Raw genomic sequence first — 21540 nt, 5'->3', positions numbered from 1 at the left:
GTTCGTTCCGGCTCTGCCCGCCAAAGCAAGCTGGCCGTCTTTTTATCAGTCGGAGTAGCGGAAATCCGTCAGGACTGAATGCCCTTTTGAAAGTCTGCCGGTGAAGCCGCCTTTGAGGGGCGGAATAAACAGAAGGCGCAATACGCCATCAATTTGGGTGCGAATTACGCGAGACATCAGTTTATGTCAAGATGACGGATGTTTGAAAAGTAACTCTAACGCCAAGAATTTCATGCTTTTTTGGCAAGCGAAGCAGTCAGGTCTCGAAATTTGCGCAGCAAGTGTTTATATGGGCCTTCAACAAGGAGCAGAAATGGCCCGCATAGACCAGACCGACGATTGGCGGGACCGCCATGCGCCGACACTTTCCGCCTTCGAGTCGCTTGCGATCGAGGCATATGGGCACCTGCCAGAAGAATTCCGTGCATTGACCAAGGATCTCGTCATCGAGATCTCTGATTTCCCAACAGACGAAGTGTTCGAGGACATGGCGCTCGAAACACCGTTCGACTTGCTGGGATTGTTCGAGGGGCGCGGTATCTCCGAACGTTTCACCATGGAAACCGGCGAGATGGTGAACCGCATCACGCTTTATCGCCGCCCCATTCTCGACTACTGGGCCGAGAATGAGGAAACGCTAGGCGACATCATCACCCATGTCCTCATCCACGAGATCGGCCATCACTTCGGCCTGTCGGATGACGACATGGAGCGGATCGAAGAAAGCGCCGACGAGGCCGCGGCGGAGCGCTGAGCCCGCCGGCAGCCACTCCTCTTATTGCTCGCCGAGCTTCATATCCGGGTGGTATTCCTTGCCCTCGACCACCTTGGTCACGGCCTGGCCGCAATGCATGACGCCGCTTGCGGCGTTGAAGGCGTAGCTGGGTGAACCGGCAAGTTCCCACCCCTTGTTCAGAGCTTCGGTGACCCGGTGACAGAACTTCGCGTCATCGGGACCTGTAATGAAACGATAGACCTTCACGTCTTTTGCGCCTTTCGTTGTGCGATGATATCGGCCATGGCGACCAGCCTTTCGGCTTGGCTCACATGCAGCCGTTCGATCATCCGCCCGTTCATGTTGATGACGTTCAATTCCACAGATTCGGGTTTTGCGAAAGCGTCAATAATCACCCTGGCTTCAGCGACAGCGGCCTCATCGGGGCCGAAGTGACGATTGGCGGGCTCGATCTGGGCCGGGTGGATCAGCATCTTGCCATCGAAGCCCATGGCGTGGCCCTGCTCGCACTCGGTGCCAAAAGCCGCGATATCGCGAAAATCATTCGACACGCTATCGATGACATCAAGCCCATAGGCGCGGGCGGCAAGCACCACCTGCATCATCCACGGCACGAGGTAGGTTCGCCCGGGCACGGAAGGAACCCGTGTCTCCTTGCGCAGATCGTTGAGTCCGAGGACGAAAGCGGCAAGCCGTCCATCCGGCGTATGGGCAGCGTCAGCAATGGACGCTGCGTTCAACACACCGAGCGGCGTCTCGATCATCGCCCAGATTTTCAAGCCCTGGGGCGCATCGGCCTCCGCCAGAAGATCGGCCACATCGTTAATATCGGCGGGCTGCTCTACCTTCGGTAATAATACCGCATCCGGCCGGCAGGAAAGCACGAGCTTTAAATCCTCCATACCATCCGGCGTTGACAGCGGATTGATACGGATAATGATCTCGCGTCCCGCAAAGTGCGCATCCGAAAACAGCCTGCCCAGATTCTCTCGCGCTTCGCCCTTCACATCGGGTGCAACGGAATCCTCCAGATCGAGAATAACCCCATCGCAATCGAGATCGCGGATTTTTTCGAGCGCCCTGACATTGATGGCCGGAACCGACAGCAGCGAACGGCGCGGTCTCACAGGAATATTTTCGAAAAAATTAGTCATGCCGCACTTGTGTCAAGCTTTTGTGACATCTGCAACACGACAATCCACTGAATCCTCTTGCAAGCCGGAAGAAGAAGGCCCACATTCGTCTGGAAAGAAAGGTTGAATCATGCAAGGCATCCGTTCATTTTTCATTGCCGCATCCGGCATCGCACTTCTGGCTTTGGTGGCTCTTTTTACCGCCTCGCTTACGGTCGCTTTTATCGGCGTGCTCGCCGTTCTCAGCGCTGCCCGTCTGCTTTCGGCGCGTATGAAGCCGGCACCCATTCCGGTCAAGCCCCGCAACCAGCGCGACATGCGCGTTTGGAACGACGGCAAAGGCACGATCATCGATCTTTGAGATCGTTAATCCTGTCAAAATGCGAGAACGCTGCACGCGGCGTACCGAAGAATGCGGGTTTGCGCTTCTAAAGCGATCCGTTTTGCAGTATTTCCCGACAGAAAATATCCGGCGGGCGTCAGTCCACGCCGGATTTTGTGACCAGGGAAACACGGGAAGCGACAGATGGAAAAATTCACCAAGCTGACGGGCGTTGCTGCGCCCATGCCGGTCGTCAATATCGACACCGATATGATCATTCCCAAAGACTATCTTAAGACCATCAAGCGCACGGGTCTTGGCACCGGCCTTTTTGCCGAGTCGCGTTATCTCGAAGATGGCTCGCCCAATCCAGATTTTGTGCTGAACAAGCCCGCTTACCAGAACGCCCAGATCCTCGTCGCGGGCGATAATTTTGGCTGCGGCTCTTCGCGCGAACATGCACCATGGGCGCTTCTCGATTTCGGCATCCGCTGCGTGATCTCCACCAGCTTCGCCGATATCTTTTATAACAACTGTTTCAAGAACGGCATCCTGCCTGTCGTCGTCAGCCCCGAGAATCTCGAAAAGCTGCTGGACGACGCCTCGCGCGGCTCGAACGCCGTTCTGTCCATCGATCTGGAACGTCAGGAAATCAGCGGCCCTGATGGCGGCACGATCACCTTCGAGATCGATGAATTCAAGCGCCATTGCATGCTGAACGGCCTCGACGACATCGGCCTGACACTGGAGCATTCCGGCGCCATCGACACGTTCGAAAAGGCAAATGCCTCGGTCCGCCCCTGGGCCTGACCGCACTTCTATCCTCTTTTAAAAGCCGATCCCGTACAAAACCGTACCGGATCGGCTTTTGCTTTGCTTGAAAAGCCGTTGAGGCGGGGATAAGAAGCCCCCGATCCCGTTCGGCTGGCGACGTGACTTGTGAGGCGGCAGGACGGAAACGAGTTTGACGCCGCGCTCGCCGCAATCGAAAACCCTTTATGATGGTTTCCGGCGCGCCGCCCAAGGAGGGTTTTCATGACAGTCCGCACGCTTTTCCTTCTGCCCGGTGACGGTATCGGCCCCGAGGCCATGGCCGAAGTCCGCAAGCTGATCGACTATATGAACAGCGCGAAAAATGCCGGCTTCACCACGCAGGAAGGTCTGGTCGGCGGCTCCGCTTATGATGCCCATGGCGTCGCGATTTCCGACGCAGATATGGAAAAGGCCCTTGCCGCCGATGCGATCCTGTTTGGCGCCGTGGGCGGCCCGAAGTGGGATGGCGTTCCCTACGAACACCGCCCGGAAGCCGGCCTGCTTCGCCTGCGCAAGGATCTCGAACTTTTCGCCAACCTGCGCCCCGCCATCTGCTACCCGGCACTTGCCGAAGCCTCCTCACTGAAGCCGGAGCTGGTAGAGGGTCTCGATATCCTCATCGTCCGCGAACTGACGGGCGGTGTCTATTTCGGCGAGCCCAAGCAGATCATCGACCTCGGCAACGGCCAGAAGCGCGGTATCGACACGCAGATCTACGACACCTTCGAGATCGAGCGCATCGCCAGCGTCGCTTTCGAACTGGCACGCACGCGCGATAACCGCGTCTGCTCCATGGAGAAGCGCAACGTCATGAAATCTGGCGTTTTGTGGAACCAGGTCGTCACCGAAACCCACGCTGCGAAATACAAGGACGTTCAGCTGGAGCATATGCTGGCCGATGCTGGCGGCATGCAGCTGGTGCGCAAGCCCAAGCAGTTCGACGTGATCGTGACCGACAACCTCTTCGGCGACATGCTTTCCGACGTCGCTGCCATGCTGACGGGCTCGCTCGGCATGCTGCCGTCGGCATCGCTTGGTGCACCGGATGCCAAGACCGGCAAGCGCAAGGCCATGTACGAGCCGGTGCACGGTTCGGCACCTGACATTGCCGGCAAGGGCATCGCCAACCCCATTGCCATGATCGCGTCCTTCGCCATGTGCCTGCGCTATTCGTTCAATATGGTAGATGAGGCAACGAAGCTCGAAACTGCAATTGCGAACGTGCTCGACAAAGGCATCCGCACCGCCGACATCATGTCTGACGGTTCCCGTCAGGTCAGCACCTCCGAAATGGGTGACGCGGTTCTCGCAGAATTCAAGGCGCTTTCGGCGTAACACTCACCGAAACCGGTTGGGCAGGCGGCACGGTCGCTTGCCCATCTTCCTTTGGCAAAAGATGTTCATATCTTTTGTCAGTCAGTGTCTTCAAAAAGGCGACGATGGCGTCCACACGCTTGTCGTCCAGCGCCGGTGCGGAAGTCAGCTCTGTCATGGCGATATTATCAGGCACTTCCGGCGCATCCCAGGTTTTACCCGTTTCAGGGTTGATCTGCCGGCTGGGTTTCTTGCTTTTGTATTTCACGTAAAACAGCACCACCGTGCGCAGATCCTTAAACACGCCATTGTGCATGTAGGGACCAGTGACAGCGACGTTTCTAAGGGTAGGCACCTTGAACTTGCCGCGCTGAGCCGGATCGCCGGCCACGGCGGGATTTTGCGCCAATCCGAGATCGACCGCATCCGGCTTGGAGCCGTTGGCTGCCCTGACCGACGTGTTGGCCGGAACACCGATGTTGAAATATTTGTGGTTGGTGAAGAGGCCATCTTCCAAACCCTTGGCGCCACGGATTTCATGGCAGGTATTGCAATTGGTGAACTGCGTCGAGGAGATAAGAACCCGGCCCAGCTCCTCCTGATCGGTCAGCTTTTCTTCGCCGCGCAGGAAACGGTCATACCTGGAATCGAAGGTGGAGAATTCATCGGAACGCTCGAAGCTCGCCAGCGCCTTGGTCATCGCAGCAAAGGCGCCTTCGTCACTCTGGAAAACATCGCTGCCGAACTGTGTGCCGAACGCCGCAACATAATCAGGGTTTTCCTTGAGCCGTTTGACGACAGAGGCTTTATCCGGCATGCCCATTTCGATCGGGTTGAGCGGTGGTCCACCCGCCTGGTCTTCCAGCAGGGAGGCACGACCATCCCAGAATTGCCCGCCGACATACTCTCCCGCAGCGTTCTTGCCGAAAGGCGGCGTGAACCGGGCATAGGCTGCAGTCGGCGCATTACGGTCGCCCAGCGAAATCCCGTCATCGCCGAGAGAGACGTCCCGGCCGACCTTGTCGCTTTCGCGCGCATCGGAAAAACCCGCCGCCTGCATATGGCAGGTGGAACACGCCATCGTGCGGTTCATGGAGAGATTGGCATCATCGAACAGCGCCGCGCCGAGTTTTTCAAGCGTTGCATAATCTTCGCCGCCGTGAGCCTGCATTTGACCAGCACCGATCTCGAGCGGAACCGGTATCATGGCCACGGCAAGGGCGGCAGAAATGAATAGGCGCAGTCTTTTCATTGAAATAGCGTTTCGGAAACTCGGGACGACAGTGGTTATATAGCACTTACCTATCGCACCAGACTACAAACTTTCTCAGCCCGCTCCACTTTGACGCAACCCCGCATCCGGACGCCAAATTGCTTACCCGGCTTTGGCTATCGCGTGGAAGAAAGTGCCTGAAACAAGACCCCGCCTGCCACCGGAGGGGCCGAGCGGACGACCCTGTCCGTCAGCGATCTGAGCGAAAGGCTCATCGTGACCCGGATCGATAACACGCGCATAGTGAAACTCGTGGCCGCGCAGAACTTCGCCCGCTTTGCCCAGCGGCCCATCTGCCACGATTGCAGCCTGCCGGTAACCGAGGTTCATCTTGCGCGTGGCGAAACTGGTGGCATGTGACAGAAGCCCGGTCATGGCGTGGGTGACACCATCGGCATCTTCCAGCGCCGCTCCCAAAACCATATAGCCGCCGCACTCGCCATGCACCGGCTTCGTCTCGGCAAAACGGACAATGCCTGCCTTGAACACGGCAGCATCGGCAAGCCTTCCAGCGTAAAGTTCGGGATAACCACCTGGCAGCCAGCAAATGTCGCAGGTGTCATCGGGCGCCTCGTCGGCCAGCGGTGAGAAGGGCACGATCTCCGCCCCCGCTGCATGCCAGTGGTTCTTGAGGTGCGGATAAAGAAAGGTGAACGCCGCGTCGTCTGCAAGCGCGATGCGCTGGCCGGGCGGCGCAATCGCTGCCTCCACCGAGCCGGAGGGCACATCTACAGGCGCAGCGAGCGAAAGCAAGGCATCGAGATCAATGGACCTTTCCATCACATCCGCCAGCCGTTCTATATGCGCGTCGATTTCCGGATGTTCGCTGGCCTGCACCAAGCCCAGATGCCGTTCCGGCAGGATGAGTGACGGATCACGCAGGACGCATCCTGCGACAGGCAGACCGATTTTTTCGATGGCCTCCGTGCACAGCGTCCGGTGTCTTTCGCTGCCGGCGCGGTTCAGCACCACCGCCGCCATGGTGACAACAGGATCATAGTGGGCAAAACCATAGGCAACAGCAGCGGCTGTCTGCGATTGACCCGACACATCCAGCACCAGCAGCACGGGAATGCCGAACAGCCGGGCCAGATCCGCCGCAGAACCAGTGCGGTTTTCCGCCACGGGGATACCGTCGAACAGGCCCATGGCGCTTTCGATCAAAACGAGGTCGGCACCATCAGCCTGTTGCAACAACAGGTGTCGAAGCAATTCCGGCTGCATGGCCCAGCTGTCGAGATTGAGGCCGGATGTGCCGGTGGCGAAGGCATGGAAGCCGGGGTCGATATAATCCGGCCCCGTCTTGATGCCGCGCACCTTGATGCCGCGCCGGGCAAAGGCCCTGAGCAAGCCGATTGTTACGCTGGTCTTGCCGGAACCAGAGCGCGGTGCGCCGATGATGATCGCCCGTGTGGTCATAAGGTCGGCACCCCAAGTCGGTCGCGCATCGAAACGATCTCGCCAATAACGATCAGCGCCGGCGCCTCGAATTTTTCCCGTTTTGCATCGTCAGCTATGCTTTCCAGTGTGCCGATGAAAATCCGTTCTTGCGCGGTCGTTGCCGACATGATGACGGCGACCGGCGTCTTGCCCGAACGACCGCCCTGCATCAGAAGACCGGCGATCGAGCCTATGTTCTTAAGCCCCATATAAACGACAATGGGTTCCTGTGTCTTCGCCAGTGCCAGCCAGTCCAGATCCTCTTCGGTCCCGGCGGCATGGCCGGTGGCAAGCGTGACAGCGCGGCTGATACCGCGCATGGTGGCGGGAATGCGCGCTGAAGCAAGGGCTGCAAGCGACGAGGTCATGCCCGGCAAGATACGAAATGGGATGCCGGCGCGGACAAGCGCCTCCGCCTCTTCGCCGCCACGCCCGAAAATAAACGGATCGCCACCCTTAAGCCGCAACACCTTCTTACCCTGTCGGGCGAGATCAATCAGCGAGGCAGTGATGTCGTCCTGAGTTGCCGACGGCTTGCCGCCGCGCTTGCCGGCAAACACGATTTCAGCCTGAGGCCCCAGGGAAACGACATCGTCGCTCACCAGCGCGTCGCGCACGATCACATCGGCCTGCGAAAGCGCGAGCGCCACTTCGAGCGTCAGATAACGCACATCGCCCGGACCCGCGCCTGCGAGCCAGACATGCCCGGCCTCAAAGACCGGACCTTTTGCGGCGATGCTGTTCAAAACCTGCGCTATCGACATTCTTCTCGGCTGCTTTTTTAACGATGACGGAAATAGCCGTCCCGGCTATAGGAATTCATATGGAAACGGATGGAAAGACCCTTCGCCGCGGCTGGACCACGGGCACTTGCGCGGCAGCCGCCACGAAGGCGGCCTGCGCTGCCCTTCTGACCGGCGAGTTTCCTTACCCTGTCGAAGTCGAACTTCCAAGCGGCGCGAGGCCGGCATTTTCTCTCGCCACCGAGGAAAAAGGTGAAAACTTCGCAAGAGCCGGCGTCGTCAAGGATGCAGGCGACGATCCCGACGTGACCCATGGTGCGCTGATCGAAAGCACCGTGCGACGGGGAAAGCCCGGCAGCGGCATAACCTTCAAGGCCGGAAAAGGCGTCGGCACCATCACCCGGCCTGGATTGCCCCTGCCGCCGGGCGAACCCGCGATCAACCCCGTACCGCGCAAGATGATCGAAACCGCCATTCGCGAAGTAGCCGGAGACGGTGCAGATTTCGAAGTCGAGATCTCCGTTCGGGACGGCGAGAAAATCGCGGAAAAGACCCTGAATGGCAGGCTCGGTATTGTCGGCGGCATTTCCATCCTTGGCACCACCGGCATCGTCATCCCATTTTCCTGCTCGGCATGGATCCACTCCATCTGGCGCGGCATCGATGTGGCGCGCGCCACCGGCTGCACCCATCTGCTCGGCGCGACCGGCAACACCTCGGAAAAGGCGGGGCAGGCAGTGTACGGCCTGCCAGAGACCGCACTGATCGACATGGGTGATTTTATCGGTGGCATGCTGAAATATCTGCGCAGCCACCCCGTCGAACGGGTAACCATTGCCGGCGGCGTCGCCAAGATGACCAAGCTCGCCCAGGGCATGCTCGACGTGCATTCCAAGAAAGGCCTGGCCGATCTTGATGCGCTGGCGGTACTCGCAACCGAGGCTGGCGGAGATGAAAATCTTGCCCTCGCCATTCGTCAGGCCAACATGGTTGCGCACGCCTTTGAGCTGGCCGAACGCGCGGGGATAGACCTCGGCGCGATCGTTGCGGAGAAAGCCTGGGTAACAGCGGCTGCCGCTTTGAAGGTGCCCGGCATCGAGCTTGATATTCTGGTGTTCGATCGTCAGGGCACGCTCAAGGGACGCACCGCCTCCACGCCGTCGCATCAGCCCTTCGCATCTTCCTTCGGGGAGCGGAACCGTCGGACATAATCGGTACTATAAAGTGCGCTCTCGCGAAAATCCGTCGAGGCAAGCCCGTGCCCGACGAAGATCAGCGCCGTCCGCTCCACCGGTTCGGCCGCCAGTTTTCCTTCGATGTCGAACAACGTGCCGCGAATGACCCGCTCATCCGGCCAGGAGGCGCGGACAACGATGGCGACTGGGCAATCGGAACCATAAAGCGGCGTCAGTTCTTCCACCACCTGGCCGATGGCATGGATGGCGAGATGGATGGCAAGTGTCGCCCCGGTCGCACCGAAGGCTTTCAGCGTCTCGCCCTCGGGCATTTTCGAAGCGCGGCCCGAAATACGGGTCAGAACAAGGCTTTGCGCCACTTCTGGCACCGTCAATTCCCGCTGCAGGGTGGCAGCGGCAGCAGCGAAAGAGGGCACACCTGGAGTCACGGTATAATCGAGACCCAGCCGTTCCAGCCGGCGGATCTGTTCACCCATGGCGCTCCAGACGGACAGATCACCGGAATGCAGCCGTGCCACATCCTTGCCGGCCTTTGCCGCCGCAACGAATTCCGCCTCGATCTCATCAAGCGACAGTGCTGCCGTATCGACAATGCGTGCATCCGTCGGGCAATACTCGATCAGCGCCTTCGGCACCAGCGAGCCGGCATAAAGGCAGACCGGGCAGGCAGCGATAAGATCGCGCCCGCGCACCGTGATGAGATCGGCGGCGCCCGGACCGGCGCCGATGAAATGAACCGTCATTGTTGTTCTCCATGTTCGATGGCGCGGCCATTTCGCGCGTCGCTCGTCGTGGCGATGGCTACCGTCACATCGCCAACCACGAGACGCGCCGCGACCAGCCGCGCATTTTCTCCGGCGGCAGCAAGTGCCGCCGCTTCACTGACGCTGGGCGTCCCGGCATGATCAAGGCTTGCCTGTGAAAATGTCATTGTTTTCGAAGCAGCCGCCTCGAGCTGTTCCTTCGATACGATTTCAAGGGGCAGCGCCAGACGTTTCGCCGCTTCCACAAGACCAGCTTCTTTTGCCTTGAGCGGCGCAGTCGCCAAGCATTCAACGGTCATGCCAAAAGCAAGCTCGGCAGCGTGCACGGCTGCAATAATTGCATCTGAACCCGTGCCCTTGCGGCAGCCTATGCCAGCGACAGTCACCATGGCTTGACCCAGCTCCATTGCGTCACCGGCATGGCCGGACGCCAGCCCGACATGGAGCCGACAGCAACAACGCGCGACACATCGAGACGGATCATCGAACCGCCGAATCTGGCATGGGCCGCAAGCAGCACCGCTTCCATTTCAAGCGTCACCGCATTGGCAACCAGCCGCCCGCCTGGCTTCAAGGCCTCCAGAGCAGCCTCAAACACGCCCGTTTCGCTGCCACCACCACCAATGAAGATCGCATCCGGTTGAGGCAGGCCTTCAAAAGCCGCAGGTGCTGCACCGATCATGACTTCAAGCCCCGGAACGCCAAATGCCTCGGCATTGCGGGCGATACGCTCCGCCCTGTCGGGATGCTGCTCTATGGCGATGGCACGGAGCGAGGGGTGCGACAGCATCCATTCAATACCAATCGAACCCGAACCGGCACCGATATCCCACAGCAGCTCGCCCCGGCGCGGAGCCAGCGATGAAAGAGTCACGGCACGGATTTCACGCTTGGTGATCTGCCCGTCATGTTCGAACAGGCTGTCATCCAGCCCCTGCACAAAAGGCAGGACGCGTGCGCCCTCAGCAGCAACGACATCGATAGCCACGACGTTCAAAGGATCGATGTCGTCAAAGGTAAAATCGACCGCCCTGATTTGCCGCCGCCTCTCCCGCTTTCCGCCCAAAGCTTCGAGCAGGACAAATTCCGACTGGCCGAAACCGGATTGAGACAGCAATTCCGCGATGAGAGCGGGCGCGCGCTCATCAGAAGTAAGCGCGATGATCCTCGCTCCGGGATGCAGATGCGGTCGCAAAAGATCGATGGAACGCCCGTGCAACGACACGCATTCGATCGACTGCAAGGCCCAGCCAAGCCGCGCCGCGGCCTGGGAGAAAGCTGAAGGTGAGGGATAGCAGACTGTCTCCTCCGACGGTATCCGCCGCAGAAGTGTGACGCCGGCGCCATAAAAGAACGGATCGCCGGAGGCGAGCACGCAGACCCGTCTACCGCGCAACGCCACGACATCGCTCATCTCCGCATCGAACGGCACCGGCCAAGGGCGCGCCTCACCACGAATGGCTGCAGCCGCCAGTTCCAGATGGCGTTTGCCACCGAAAACAATCTCGGCCGCCTCTATTGCCGCCACTGCATTCCGACCGAGCCCATCCAGCCCATCTTCGCCTATGCCGACGATGAAAAGCCATGGCTTGCCTTTCTTTTCAGTGGAAGCCTTCTTTTGAGTGGAAGCGTTGCCCGTTCCGGAATATTCAGACGTCATGACACGCTCCATACTCATCCTTGGCGGCACGGCGGATGCTCGCATTCTGGCCGGCAAGCTGGCGGTGGACTCCGGCTACCGAATCCTGCTCTCCATGGCCGGTCGTACGCTTTCGCCAGTGGAACAGCCGGTGCCGATGCGCAGTGGCGGGTTCGGCGGTGCTGCGGGTTTGGCGGATTTCATCCGCACCGGGAATTTCGATATTCTGGTCGACGCCACCCATCCCTATGCGGCGAGGATTTCCGCCAATGCCATCGAGGCGGCACGACTTGCCAAAGTTCCGCTCATCATGCTTTCGCGCCCCGCCTGGGAGCGCCAACCGAATGACAAATGGCAGAGGGTCGATACCATCGAACAGGCTGTTATTGCGCTCGGCGCTGAAGGCAAGCGGGTGTTTCTGGCGCTCGGCCGGCAGGAACTTCTTCCTTTCGAGGCCGCACCCCAACACAGCTATCTCATTCGCAGCGTTGATCCGGTAGAGCCGCCGCTGAAGGTGCCGGATGCTCGCTATATTACAGCGCGCGGCCCCTTTGCGCTGGATGAAGAGATCCGCATGCTGGAGGAAAACCGTATCGGCACCGTGGTTTCCAAGAACTCCGGCGGCAACGCCAGTTACGGCAAGATCGAAGCGGCGAGGCGGCTCGGTCTGCCGGTTATCATGATCGAGCGGCCGCCACAGCTGAACGCCGCAATCCTCAATGGCGCGAACGTGCCGGATATAGCGACTGCGCTCACCGCCATCCGCCATCAGCTTTCTCTTTTCGAAAAACGCGGCGAGTAAACCAGCGGATCTTTGTCCGAACGCTCGATCAGACGGGTTTCCACCGAACCGACGATGATGCAGGTGGCCATATCCGCCATGTCGCTCGATGCTTCCGACAAAGGCACGACCCGGATGCGCTCATCCGCACGGCCTGCCGCACGGCCAAAGATCACCGGCACCGAGCCGGGCAGATGTGCCCGCAAAAGATCGAAGGCGGTGCCAAGCTGGTGCGGGCGCGCCTTGCTGACGGGATTATAGAAAGCCATCACGAATCCGGCTTCCGCAGCCGCGATCAGCCGCTTTTCAATAATGCCCCAGGGCTTCAAATTGTCCGACAGCGAGATAGCGCAGAAATCATGCCCGAGCGGCGCGCCGGCTCGTGCGGCAACCGCAAGCATGGCCGTCACGCCCGGCACGACCGAAAAGTCTATTTCGCGCCACTCGCGCGGGCCATGTTCAATCGCCTCGCAAACAGCCGCCGCCATGGCAAAAACGCCGGGATCGCCGCCCGAAACCACGCAGACCTTGCCGCCCCCGGCTGCAAGCCGCAGAGCCTGTTCGGCACGGGAGATTTCCTCGCGATTGTCAGAGGCATGGCGACGTTGGTCGGGTCTGAGCGACAGCCGATCAAGATACGGAATGTAACCGAAGAAATCCTCCGACGCCTCAACCGCGGCGAGCGCCTCCGGTGTCACCTGCGCAGAACTGCCAGGGCCAAGGCCAACAACGACCAGCCTGCCGTTCATGACGCTTCACCGCCAGCGGGTCTGGTTTTCCAGCCAGGTACCAGAACCAGCGAAAAATAGGGGGCGGGCGATGCGTCCCGCTCGATCAGCGGCACCGCATGGCTGTTCGCCATGGTGCCGCGCTCGACATACAGCGCTTCATTAAGCTTGCCGGCCTTTTCCAGCGCCCGGCGGATTTTCGGCAGGTTGCGCCCGACCTTCATGATCACGGCGCCATCCGTGCCGGACAGACGCTCTGTCAGAACATCTTCTGCCAGCGTGCCGGGAAGCACGCTCAAGATATCGTCACCCTGCACCAGCGGTAGACCGGCCATCGACCAGCAGCCGGACATGGCGGTAATGCCGGCAACGACCTCCGCCTCATAGGAAGGCGCAAGCCGCAGATGAAGATGCATATAGGAGCCGTAAAATAGCGGATCGCCTTCCGACAGCACGGCGACATTCCGCCCGGCATCGAGATGAGCGGCAATATCCATGGCCGACTGATCAAAAAATGCGGCGATCGCACCGCGATAATCCTCGCCATTTTTGTCGCTCTCGACGGTTACCGGATAGACCAGCGGCATTTCCAGTGTGCCCGGACGAATGAAGGCCTCAACGATACCGCGACCATTGCCGCTGCTGCCTTTCTTGCAGAAGAAGGCGAGGACATCGGCATTTTCGATGGCGCGCACGGCTTTCAGCGTCAGAAGCTCTGGATCGCCGGGGCCGGTGCCGACGCCCACGAGTTTACCCTTGGAATTTTCGAAAAGAGCCGCGCTCACAGACCTGCCCTCGCAACGGCGTTGACGGCAGCGGCCGTCATGGCCGATCCACCCATGCGTCCCTTGACGATGGCATAGGGAATGCCGAGCAAACTAGCCTCCAGCGCATCCTTCGATTCCGCCGCACCGACAAAACCGACCGGCATGCCGATGATGGCAGCTGGACGTGGAGCGCCTTTTTCAAGCATCTCCAGAAGATAGAACAGCGCTGTGGGCGCGTTGCCGATAGCAACGAGAGCACCGTCCAGCTTTTCCGCCCAGAGATCGAGCGCGGCGGCGGAACGGGTATTGCCAATCGTTTTCGCAAGCTCAGGGGTGCGCGGATCGCGAAGGGTGCAGATCACGTCATTATTGGCCGGAAGGCGGGCGCGGGTCACGCCGTGGGCGACCATTTCCGCATCGCACAGAACGGGCTTGCCCGCCAGCAAAGCACCACGTGCAGCGACAACGAAATCCGGAGAAAAACGGAAATGGCTGGCCGCTTCCACCAGCCCGCAGGCATGGATCATGCGAATGGCGATATCCGCCTGATCTTCGGTAAAGGCGGACAAATCCGCTTCCTCGCGAATGATGGCGAAGGAGCGCTCGTAAATCGCATTGCCGTCGCGAATATAATCATGGTCGGTCATCGGTCATCCTGTCGAAGCGCGGCAACGATTGCCTCCTTACCCAGACGGGCAAGCAGGTCGGCAGCGTTTTCCCCGGGCTTATGTTCTTTTTCGCAAAGACGGGCAAGCCGCGAAAGCGCCGTCCTCTGTTGCTCGAAAGGTAAAATACCGTCCTGCGGGTCGCAGGCGCGGCTCGAAAACGAAAAGGCCAGACCATCGGCGGTGCCGGAAAAGGTCAAAAACGAGGGGGCGGGATGCGCGCAACCCTTTCCGCAGCCGGAGAGATGCAGTGTGAAGGAGCCATCGAGCATGGAAGCTAGTTCCCGCGATGCAAAGGCCGCCAGATCATGTGTGGGAAAGAAAGCCGAAGCGCATCCCGGCGTGCCGGGACAGACAGCGATGGAAGACCGCGCATCACCTGCCCTTGTGATGAAACCGGCACTGTCCGCAGTTTGCATCAGCGCATCGCAAGCATTCCGCGACCCGAAAAATAGCAGGCTATGATTGAGCGACGGCCGCAATGTTTCGATATCAAATGCGCGCGCCAGTCCACAGAGCCGCGACAGATCGGAAGCACGAACTTGCGCGAAAGCAGGAGTGATACCGGCAGCAAAGGTACCATCACCGGCCGCCATCAGCCCCAGGGGCGAGGAAGGCGCAGGCATCTCGCCTTGGCTCTCGCTATCTACCAGGCGGTCTCCGCAAATCGCCTTTATCGTCCGCAAATCCAGATCGCGGCCACGGGCAAGCGGTCCTTTGCCGGCCAGATGGACGAGCAGCAACAGGACCACATCGGCTGCCTTGTCGGCCTCAACAAATCCCGCGCGCAACGCCTTGCTCTCCGGACCTCCGACAAGCAATTGCCAGAAAACTCGATGATCGAGCCGCACCGCCTTCAGACGGATATCGGCCAGCAAATCGCACATGGAAAGACGGCCGCCCCCATCGATGATGACGGACATTTTGGCGGCGAGCTTTTCATGCAGCGCCAGCGCAGCAGCCTCTCTGCGAATCTCATCCGCAATGGCGCTGCCATCGGCGATTTCCCGATCGTCCCGACCGGCAAGAGGTGAGGTCTCGACTGCCAGCCCGTCGCGAAGCGGCAAACCGAGCGCCAGAACATCATTCTCCAGGTCGCAGGCGCTTTCCCGCGTCAGGCCGCGAAATTGCAGGCTGCCGCGTGCCGTGATGTCTATCAGACCGTTGCCGTGCTGCTCGGCAAGTTCGCAAAGTGCTATCATATCATGGGGCGCAATATCCGCCTCGAATGCGATGCGCGACAGGTATCCGTCACCGGTCAGCATCGGGGTCGATAAGGCCGGACACGTCCCACGGCGGCCAAACGGCTGGACCGGATCGGAAGGGGCCGTCCTCATGCGCCGACCCTTTCAGAACGGGGCAGGATCAGCATTTCAAGTTCCGCATCCACCGCATTGCGGCGGCTGTGCCACAACCCGCGACGACGGGCGGATAAAAAGCGCGTCGCCATGACCTCCGCCGCCTTCGGATTTTCCCGCAGGATGAAATCGCGCACGTCCTCATTGCCGAAATAGGCGTCGTAAAGCGCCTCGATCAGCGAGGAAGATACCGCATGGGTGGTTTCCGCAAAACCGATCAGCCGGTCAACCGTCTCGGCAAATTCCGCCGCCCCGCGCGGGCCGTGCCGCATCTGGCCGGCAATGAAGCGCGGATTGACGGCGCGGGCCCGAACAACGCGCGTCAGCGCCTGCGAAATGGATCGCGCGCGCGGACGCGCGGGATCGGTCGTATCCAGCGCCACAATATCGGCAACGCCGCCAAGGAGTGCTTTTGCGGCGGAAAACCCACCGATGAAGGCGACATCGGAAGAGCCGTCGAGAAGATCGCGGCCCGGATCGTCACCGGTGTGAACGAGAAGATCGGCACGGCGCACCAGCTCGACAAAACCGGCATCCTCGAAAATCTCAAGCCCATCCGCACCACCAAAGGCATGGCTTGCCGCATCCAGATACGCCTGGCCCAGTTCCTCGCGTTCTTCCCATTTTCCGCTGGCGAGTTTCTCCTCAGTGCCCGCACCATAGGTGCCGGGTGCCGAACCGAAGATGCGTGCGGGTATATGCCCGAGTGCCACCGCCTCTTCCGCCAGCGGATTGTCACCCGGCGCTTCATCCCGCCGCGCGACAGCCTTGGCGGCGGCGTCTAGAAGAGCGATCAACGCCGGAAACATGTCGCGGAACAGGCCGGAAATCCGGAATGTGACGTCGACACGCGGCCGCCCGATACTGGCCGGCGGCAGAACCTCGATGCCTGTGACGCGGCCCGTCGCCAGGTCATGGATCGGTCTCGCTCCCATCAGATGCAGCGCCTGCGCCACATCCTCGCCGCCATTGCGCAGGCTGGCGCTGCCCCAGAGATCAAAAACCAGATGTTTCGGCCAGTCGCCATGGGATTGCAGATGGTGCCGAAGCGCTTCTTCGCCCGCCATGCGGCCCAGCTCGAAAGCCGTCGGCGTCGGCATGGTGCGCGGATCGGCAGCATAAAGATTGCGGCCCGTCGGCAGGACATCGAGACGCCCGCGCGCGGGTGCGCCGGAAGGACCGGGGACAATATGGCGGCCATCGAGCGCGGCAAGCAGCGCCGTTTTTTCCGCCGCAGCACTTTCAAGCCTCAGAAGATCGGTCTCGCCTTCGGGGCTGCGGCCAAAAACATGCTGGCCATCCTTGATAGCGAAGTCCTTGAGGTCGCAGAGGAAGGCGTCGATGCGCGACAGCGCCGCATCGGCATCGTCCTTTGCACCGACACCGGCATCCGCCGCAAGACCGGTTTCCAGCGCCTTCTCTACGATCAGTTTCGCCAGCCGGTCGCGGCGGCGGCGGTCGAGCCCATCTGCCTGCGCATATTCGTCGACGAGCTGTTCAAGAGCCGATTGTTCCGGCGAAAGCCCGGCATCTACCAGCACAGGCGGAACATGGCCGATCGTGACAGCAGCGATCCGCCGTTTGGCAACCGCCGCTTCGCCCGGATTGGAAACGATGAACGGATAGACCACCGGCAAAGACCCGGTGACGATTTCAGGAAAACAATCGCGGGAAAGCGCAACTGTCTTGCCGGGCAGCCATTCCAGCGTGCCATGCGCACCGACATGCACAATGGCATGCGCCCCTGCGACACGCTGCATCCAGGCGCCGAAAGCGACCAACGCATGACGTGGCGGCAGGGCAGGGTCATGGTAATCCACCCGCCGATCCTCATTTCGCCCACGATCCGGTGCCAGGGCCACGAATATCTGGCCGAAACGGGCGACGCGAAAACGGAATGCGCCGTCGGCTAGTGCGTCGTCCTGTTCGGCCGAACCCCACGTGCTATCCACGGAGGCGGCAACCCCTTCAGGCAAACCCAAAAGAAAATCACGATAGTCTAAAAGTCCGACAGCCGCTTCCTGCTGCTCGACACAATCCAGCAAAGCCCGCGCCGTTTCGGGAATATCCGAAACCACATATCCTGCCGCGGCCAGATCGCGCAGCATTTCAAGCACGCTTTGCGGCACATCGAGACCAACGGCATAACCCGTGCGCCCCGGCGCAGCACCGGGATAATCCGGCATCAGAATGACGATCCGCCGTTCCTGTGGCGTGGACTGTTTTAATTGCAGAAAGGCAGCGATTCGGTTTGCCACCTGTTCGACGCGATCAGCCTCCGGTACATTGATGAGGCTGATACCGCCATCAGTCCGCACCTGCTTGAACGAGATTGCGCCAGCAAGAATCCGGCCATCGAGTTCCGGCAGAACCACATGCATGGCAAGATCGGAAGGGTTGAGACCGCGCGCATTTTCCGCCCAGCCGTCCCGTCGCGTCGTCGCCATAACCACCTGAAACACCGGCACGCCGAGGCGGTCAAACAGGGTTTTACCGCTGTCGTCCATTTGACTGGCAAAAGCCGTGGCGGCAACGATGGCGGCGGGCTGGAGTTCGGGCAGTACGGTTTCGAGAAAGCGGATCGCCTCCCCATCCTTGAGGCCGCTGACGAAAATCGGCAATGGCGCAAAACCGCGCTGAGAGAGCGCGTGAAAAAGCGCATCCACGGGCGCCGCATCGGCAGCAAGAAGCATGGAGCGGTAAAAGAGAATGGGAAGGACAGCTGCACCGGCGGGAAAACCGGCGCAGGCTTCCGCCTGATCCACGACGCCGTTACCCGGCCGGTAAAAGCCGGCTTTCGGCAGCGGTTGAGCCTCGATATCTGGCCATGCGCCACCACTTACAAGGGCAGCAAGACCAATGGCAAGCCGGTCCATATTTTCCCGCCCACCCTCGCGGAAGAAGGCGAGGACAGACGCCAACGTCTGGCGATCAACAGTCGAGGCTGCTTCGAGCTTTTCGTCTCTCTCACTGCATTCACCCGGCAGGAGCATAAGTTTTATGCCACGTCGCCGCGCCATCGTGCTGAGCTGATCGACGCCATAGCGCCAGCGTTCCGCGCCGCCGAGAATCCGGATAAGGATGACACGGGCATGTTCGGCCGTCTTTTCAATCCACAGATCGACCGACATCGGATGCCGAAGCTCGGAGAGGTTGGCGGCGGACAGGGACGGAAGCGCGCCCTCTGCCTGCCGCCATGCCTGTTCCAGCCCGGCAAGATCGCTTGCCGAAAAAGACAGCATCACCACATCCGATCGCGGCTGGTTGAGATCAACCGGCTCGATCAGGTCGTCCAGAGACGAAGATGTGGTGGCGAGAATGTGCATTTCTATCAGGCGGCCAGCATCTGTTCGATCTTTTCGCGGTTGAGGCCCTTTTCGCCTATGACGACGAGGCGGCTGCGGCGCTCTTCACCGGCCGCCCAGGGACGGTCATAATAATGGTTGACGCGGCTACCGACTGCCTGCACCTGCAGGCGCATCGGCTTGGTGGATACTTCGACGAAACCTTTGATGCGCAGAACATTTTCCGCAGCCGCTGTCTCAGCGATACGAGCCGCCAGCGCTTCCGGATCGGTCACGGCCGGCAGGTCGATGACGAAGCTGTCGAAATCGTCATGTTCGTGGTCGAGTTCACCATCGTGATGGGTGCGGCGGTTTTCGATATCCTCTTCAACCGCAAGACCGAGGCCGATCAGCACGGCCGGATCGATGACGCCATTCGAGGCGACGACGATCTTTGCGGCTCGCGGCAAATGCACGAGAATATGAGCCTTCGCCTTGTCCAGACCGGCGCTATCGAGCAGATCCGCCTTGGTCAGCACGATAAGATCGGCACAGGCGATCTGGTCCTCAAAAACCTCTTCGACCGGATCGTCGTGATCGAGGGCTTCGTCATTTGCGCGCTGGGCGGCAAGGGCTTCCATGTCATGCGCCACCTGACCCTCGGCAAGGGCAGCGCCATCCACAACAGCCACCACAGCGTCAACCGTCACGCGGCTCTTGATGGCCGGCCATTGAAATGCCTGCACCAGCGGCTTGGGCAGGGCAAGGCCGGAGGTCTCGATGAGGATATGCTCCACCTTCGGCTGCCGGCTTAGAATCTGTTCGATGGCCGGCTGGAAATCATCCGCCACCGTGCAGCAGATGCAGCCATTGGCCAGCTCAACGATGTTTTCCTCCGGGCAGCTCTCAATGCCGCATCCCTTGAGGATATCCCCATCGATGCCGATATCACCGAATTCGTTGACGATGATGGCAAGCCGCTTGCCATCTAGCTTTTCGAGAAGACCGCGCAGCAGCGTGGTTTTTCCAGCCCCCAGAAAGCCAGTGACGATGGTGCAGGGAACGCGGTCCAGAAGGGTGCTCATGATCTCTCCTCGGTAAAATCGAATGGGGGAATGCGCGCCACCATGCCGCGCTTCAATGTGTCGGGGCGGCCGCGCCAGGGCATCAGGCCGTCTGCGGAGGAGGCCAGCATTTGCGCGCCCGTGAGCAGGTCTTCCGCATCGTTGGGCGTCAGCCCGCCGAATACATAGGACCAGCCATCGGCACCGCGCAGCACGGCACTGAGGCCGCGTTTGCAATTGGCAAGGCAATTGACGGAGCGAACATCGATGCCGGAGTCACGCGCTTTTGCGATGGCAGCTTCCGCAAGGATGGTGCCGGGGCGCGGCTCCGCATTGGGATCGGTGTCGTCGCGACAGCTTCGGCACACAAAAACGACCACGCCAGAAGCTGTGTTGGCTTCCATTGTCCCGTCCGCACAAGAAGATGTTGTGGTAATATCCAAACCGTTCCGCTTTCCGCGCCTTTAAACTCATCGGGGTGCGGATGTCGAAAACAGCGCACTGAAAAGCGCGGCTGCAAATCAATTCGACCGGCTGACCGGAGCACCCCGCCCGGGAGACGTTTTTTCCTGAAACGGCAGGTCTCCTGGCTTGCGGCTTTAAAACACCCTGCACCACCTTCCCGGGCCAATTTTATGGTCCAGTGGCTTCATAGTGCGGGCTTACCGCTTACAGTTGCGGGGGCAGCCACGGAATGACCCGATATGGGGTGGAACCGTGTTCCCTCTTAGCTTTTCCCGTTGCCGGGAAAAGACCGTCAGTGCCTTACCCTTAGGCTGAACGGGCGTGACGGTCAATGCTGCCGGCTTGTCGATTGCCGGGTGCGGCAAATTGAGTATAGTCGCCGCTCCGAATGGCGGGGGGATACGGTCCCGCGCCTCTGGACGAGAAGGAAAACGCGATGACACGCGATATCAGCGACAGCGAAGCCGAACGCCACCGGCAGAAAATGGTCAACCGCAAGACGGTTCAGGATGCCGAAGTCGCGGAAAAGACCATCGAAAAAGGTCTGCTGATGATCAATACCGGCCCTGGTAAAGGCAAATCCACGGCCGCTTTCGGCCTTGCTTTGCGCATGCTCGGTACCGGTCGGCGGGTCGGCGTCGTCCAATTCATCAAGGGCGCTTGGTCGACGGGTGAACAGCAGGCCCTGACTTTGTTCGGCGACAGGGTGGAATGGCGCACCATGGGCGAGGGGTTTACCTGGGACACGCAGGACCTGAAGCGCGATGTCGCGGCAGCTACAAAGGCGTGGGAGGAAGCGAAAGCACTGATGGCCGACGAGACGATCGGATTGCTGGTTCTCGACGAAATGAACATTGCGCTCCGCTATGATTACCTGCCGCTGGAAGAGGTCGTCGAAACGCTTTCCAACCGTAGATCCGATCTGCATGTCATCGTTACCGGCCGCAACGCCAAACAGCCGTTGATCGACGCTGCCGACATGGTGACGGAAATGACCCTCGTCAAACATCACTTCAAGGCGGGCGTAAAGGCGCAGGCCGGGATAGAATACTGAC

22 protein-coding genes and 1 riboswitch are annotated in these 21540 nt (G+C 60.2%); of the genes, 7 read left to right on the top strand and 15 right to left on the bottom strand.

Annotation, left to right across the window (positions count from 1 at the left end; all coding sequences use genetic code 11):
- Positions 1 to 313 precede the first annotated feature (313 nt).
- Entirely contained in the window at positions 314 to 754 is a 441-nt protein-coding gene (locus J5276_RS00215) for a metallopeptidase family protein (RefSeq protein WP_003516449.1), read from the top strand.
- Between the two features lie 21 nt (positions 755 to 775).
- Here the strand turns inward: J5276_RS00215 and J5276_RS00210 are convergent, their stop codons facing one another.
- Together J5276_RS00210 and J5276_RS00205 are read right to left on the bottom strand one after the other, a co-directional pair.
- Positions 776 to 982, bottom strand: a complete 207-nt coding sequence (locus tag J5276_RS00210; RefSeq protein ID WP_003505258.1) for a DUF1737 domain-containing protein — start codon at positions 980 to 982, stop codon at positions 776 to 778.
- Entirely contained in the window at positions 979 to 1890 is a 912-nt protein-coding gene (locus J5276_RS00205; RefSeq protein ID WP_065705106.1) for a CoA ester lyase, read from the bottom strand. The genes J5276_RS00210 and J5276_RS00205 overlap by 4 nt, the downstream gene beginning before the upstream one ends.
- Positions 1891 to 1999: 109 nt before the next feature.
- Between J5276_RS00205 and J5276_RS00200 the strand changes: the two genes are divergently transcribed.
- From J5276_RS00200 to leuB, 3 genes are all read left to right on the top strand, one after another.
- Positions 2000 to 2230 (top strand): hypothetical protein, encoded by a 231-nt coding sequence (locus J5276_RS00200; protein WP_003516445.1) that lies wholly within the window; start codon positions 2000 to 2002, stop codon positions 2228 to 2230.
- A 165-nt stretch (positions 2231 to 2395) separates the two neighbouring features.
- The gene (gene leuD, locus J5276_RS00195; RefSeq protein WP_025594665.1) at positions 2396 to 3001 is read left to right on the top strand and encodes a 3-isopropylmalate dehydratase small subunit; all 606 of its coding nucleotides are present in this window, start codon (positions 2396 to 2398) and stop codon (positions 2999 to 3001) included.
- A gap of 225 nt (positions 3002 to 3226) precedes the next feature.
- Complete coding sequence (gene leuB / locus J5276_RS00190) at positions 3227 to 4339, top strand: 3-isopropylmalate dehydrogenase (RefSeq protein WP_003516442.1); 1113 nt, start codon at positions 3227 to 3229, stop codon at positions 4337 to 4339.
- Here the strand turns inward: leuB and J5276_RS00185 are convergent.
- From J5276_RS00185 to cobA, 3 genes are all read right to left on the bottom strand, one after another.
- On the bottom strand, positions 4320 to 5570 hold the full coding sequence (locus tag J5276_RS00185) for a cytochrome-c peroxidase (protein WP_019565978.1): 1251 nt from the start codon (positions 5568 to 5570) through the stop codon (positions 4320 to 4322). The two genes, leuB and J5276_RS00185, sit on opposite strands and share 20 nt — an antisense overlap.
- Before the next feature lie 123 nt (positions 5571 to 5693).
- Entirely contained in the window at positions 5694 to 7010 is a 1317-nt protein-coding gene (locus J5276_RS00180) for a cobyrinate a,c-diamide synthase (protein ID WP_019565977.1), read from the bottom strand.
- Positions 7007 to 7795: a uroporphyrinogen-III C-methyltransferase gene (cobA, locus tag J5276_RS00175; RefSeq protein WP_019565976.1), complete on the bottom strand. Its 789-nt coding sequence runs from the start codon at positions 7793 to 7795 to the stop codon at positions 7007 to 7009. Before cobA ends, J5276_RS00180 begins: the two co-directional genes overlap by 4 nt.
- Before the next feature lie 59 nt (positions 7796 to 7854).
- Between cobA and J5276_RS00170 the strand changes: the two genes are divergently transcribed.
- On the top strand, positions 7855 to 8985 hold the full coding sequence (locus J5276_RS00170; RefSeq protein ID WP_019565975.1) for a cobalt-precorrin-5B (C(1))-methyltransferase: 1131 nt from the start codon (positions 7855 to 7857) through the stop codon (positions 8983 to 8985).
- Here the strand turns inward: J5276_RS00170 and cobM are convergent.
- From cobM to cbiE, 3 genes are read right to left on the bottom strand one after another with little or no spacing between them, the layout of a single operon-like run.
- Positions 8940 to 9713: a precorrin-4 C(11)-methyltransferase gene (gene cobM / locus J5276_RS00165; RefSeq protein WP_038492561.1), complete on the bottom strand. Its 774-nt coding sequence runs from the start codon at positions 9711 to 9713 to the stop codon at positions 8940 to 8942. The two genes, J5276_RS00170 and cobM, sit on opposite strands and share 46 nt — an antisense overlap.
- Positions 9710 to 10123 (bottom strand): cobalamin biosynthesis protein, encoded by a 414-nt coding sequence (locus J5276_RS00160; RefSeq protein WP_162632947.1) that lies wholly within the window; start codon positions 10121 to 10123, stop codon positions 9710 to 9712. Before J5276_RS00160 ends, cobM begins: the two co-directional genes overlap by 4 nt.
- Positions 10117 to 11394 (bottom strand): precorrin-6y C5,15-methyltransferase (decarboxylating) subunit CbiE, encoded by a 1278-nt coding sequence (cbiE, locus tag J5276_RS00155; protein ID WP_112153923.1) that lies wholly within the window; start codon positions 11392 to 11394, stop codon positions 10117 to 10119. Before cbiE ends, J5276_RS00160 begins: the two co-directional genes overlap by 7 nt.
- On the opposite strand from cbiE, the gene J5276_RS00150 reads away from it, so the two are divergent.
- Positions 11393 to 12175: a cobalt-precorrin-6A reductase gene (locus J5276_RS00150; protein ID WP_112153924.1), complete on the top strand. Its 783-nt coding sequence runs from the start codon at positions 11393 to 11395 to the stop codon at positions 12173 to 12175. The genes cbiE and J5276_RS00150 overlap by 2 nt on opposite strands.
- Here the strand turns inward: J5276_RS00150 and J5276_RS00145 are convergent.
- The 7 genes from J5276_RS00145 to J5276_RS00115 are packed head-to-tail and all read right to left on the bottom strand — an operon-like array spanning position 12142 to position 20424.
- Entirely contained in the window at positions 12142 to 12903 is a 762-nt protein-coding gene (locus tag J5276_RS00145) for a precorrin-3B C(17)-methyltransferase (RefSeq protein WP_013636988.1), read from the bottom strand. The genes J5276_RS00150 and J5276_RS00145 overlap by 34 nt on opposite strands.
- A complete protein-coding gene (locus J5276_RS00140; protein WP_019565970.1) occupies positions 12900 to 13667 on the bottom strand; it encodes a precorrin-2 C(20)-methyltransferase in 768 nt (255 codons plus the stop codon). Before J5276_RS00140 ends, J5276_RS00145 begins: the two co-directional genes overlap by 4 nt.
- Positions 13664 to 14296 carry a precorrin-8X methylmutase gene (locus J5276_RS00135; protein ID WP_003516424.1) on the bottom strand — a complete coding sequence of 211 codons (633 nt, stop codon included), beginning with the start codon at positions 14294 to 14296 and terminating at the stop codon, positions 13664 to 13666. The genes J5276_RS00140 and J5276_RS00135 overlap by 4 nt, the downstream gene beginning before the upstream one ends.
- Positions 14293 to 15651 carry a precorrin-3B synthase gene (cobG, locus tag J5276_RS00130; RefSeq protein ID WP_112153925.1) on the bottom strand — a complete coding sequence of 453 codons (1359 nt, stop codon included), beginning with the start codon at positions 15649 to 15651 and terminating at the stop codon, positions 14293 to 14295. Before cobG ends, J5276_RS00135 begins: the two co-directional genes overlap by 4 nt.
- Complete coding sequence (gene cobN / locus J5276_RS00125; protein WP_112153926.1) at positions 15648 to 18998, bottom strand: cobaltochelatase subunit CobN; 3351 nt, start codon at positions 18996 to 18998, stop codon at positions 15648 to 15650. Before cobN ends, cobG begins: the two co-directional genes overlap by 4 nt.
- Before the next feature lie 5 nt (positions 18999 to 19003).
- Positions 19004 to 20041, bottom strand: a complete 1038-nt coding sequence (cobW, locus tag J5276_RS00120; protein ID WP_112153927.1) for a cobalamin biosynthesis protein CobW — start codon at positions 20039 to 20041, stop codon at positions 19004 to 19006.
- The gene (locus tag J5276_RS00115) at positions 20038 to 20424 is read right to left on the bottom strand and encodes a DUF1636 family protein (RefSeq protein WP_162632948.1); all 387 of its coding nucleotides are present in this window, start codon (positions 20422 to 20424) and stop codon (positions 20038 to 20040) included. Before J5276_RS00115 ends, cobW begins: the two co-directional genes overlap by 4 nt.
- 154 nt (positions 20425 to 20578) lie before the next feature.
- A riboswitch (cobalamin riboswitch) is annotated at positions 20579 to 20794 on the bottom strand.
- Between the two features lie 127 nt (positions 20795 to 20921).
- Here J5276_RS00115 and cobO point away from each other — a divergent pair.
- Positions 20922 to 21539 carry a cob(I)yrinic acid a,c-diamide adenosyltransferase gene (cobO, locus tag J5276_RS00110; protein ID WP_112153929.1) on the top strand — a complete coding sequence of 206 codons (618 nt, stop codon included), beginning with the start codon at positions 20922 to 20924 and terminating at the stop codon, positions 21537 to 21539.
- Position 21540: the final 1 nt, after the last annotated feature.

The organism is Agrobacterium sp. S7/73, assembly GCF_019355535.1.
Taxonomy (GTDB): domain Bacteria; phylum Pseudomonadota; class Alphaproteobacteria; order Rhizobiales; family Rhizobiaceae; genus Agrobacterium; species Agrobacterium tumefaciens.
Note: the sequence above shows the minus strand (reverse complement) of the source record. Positions and strands in the feature narration are given on the sequence as shown.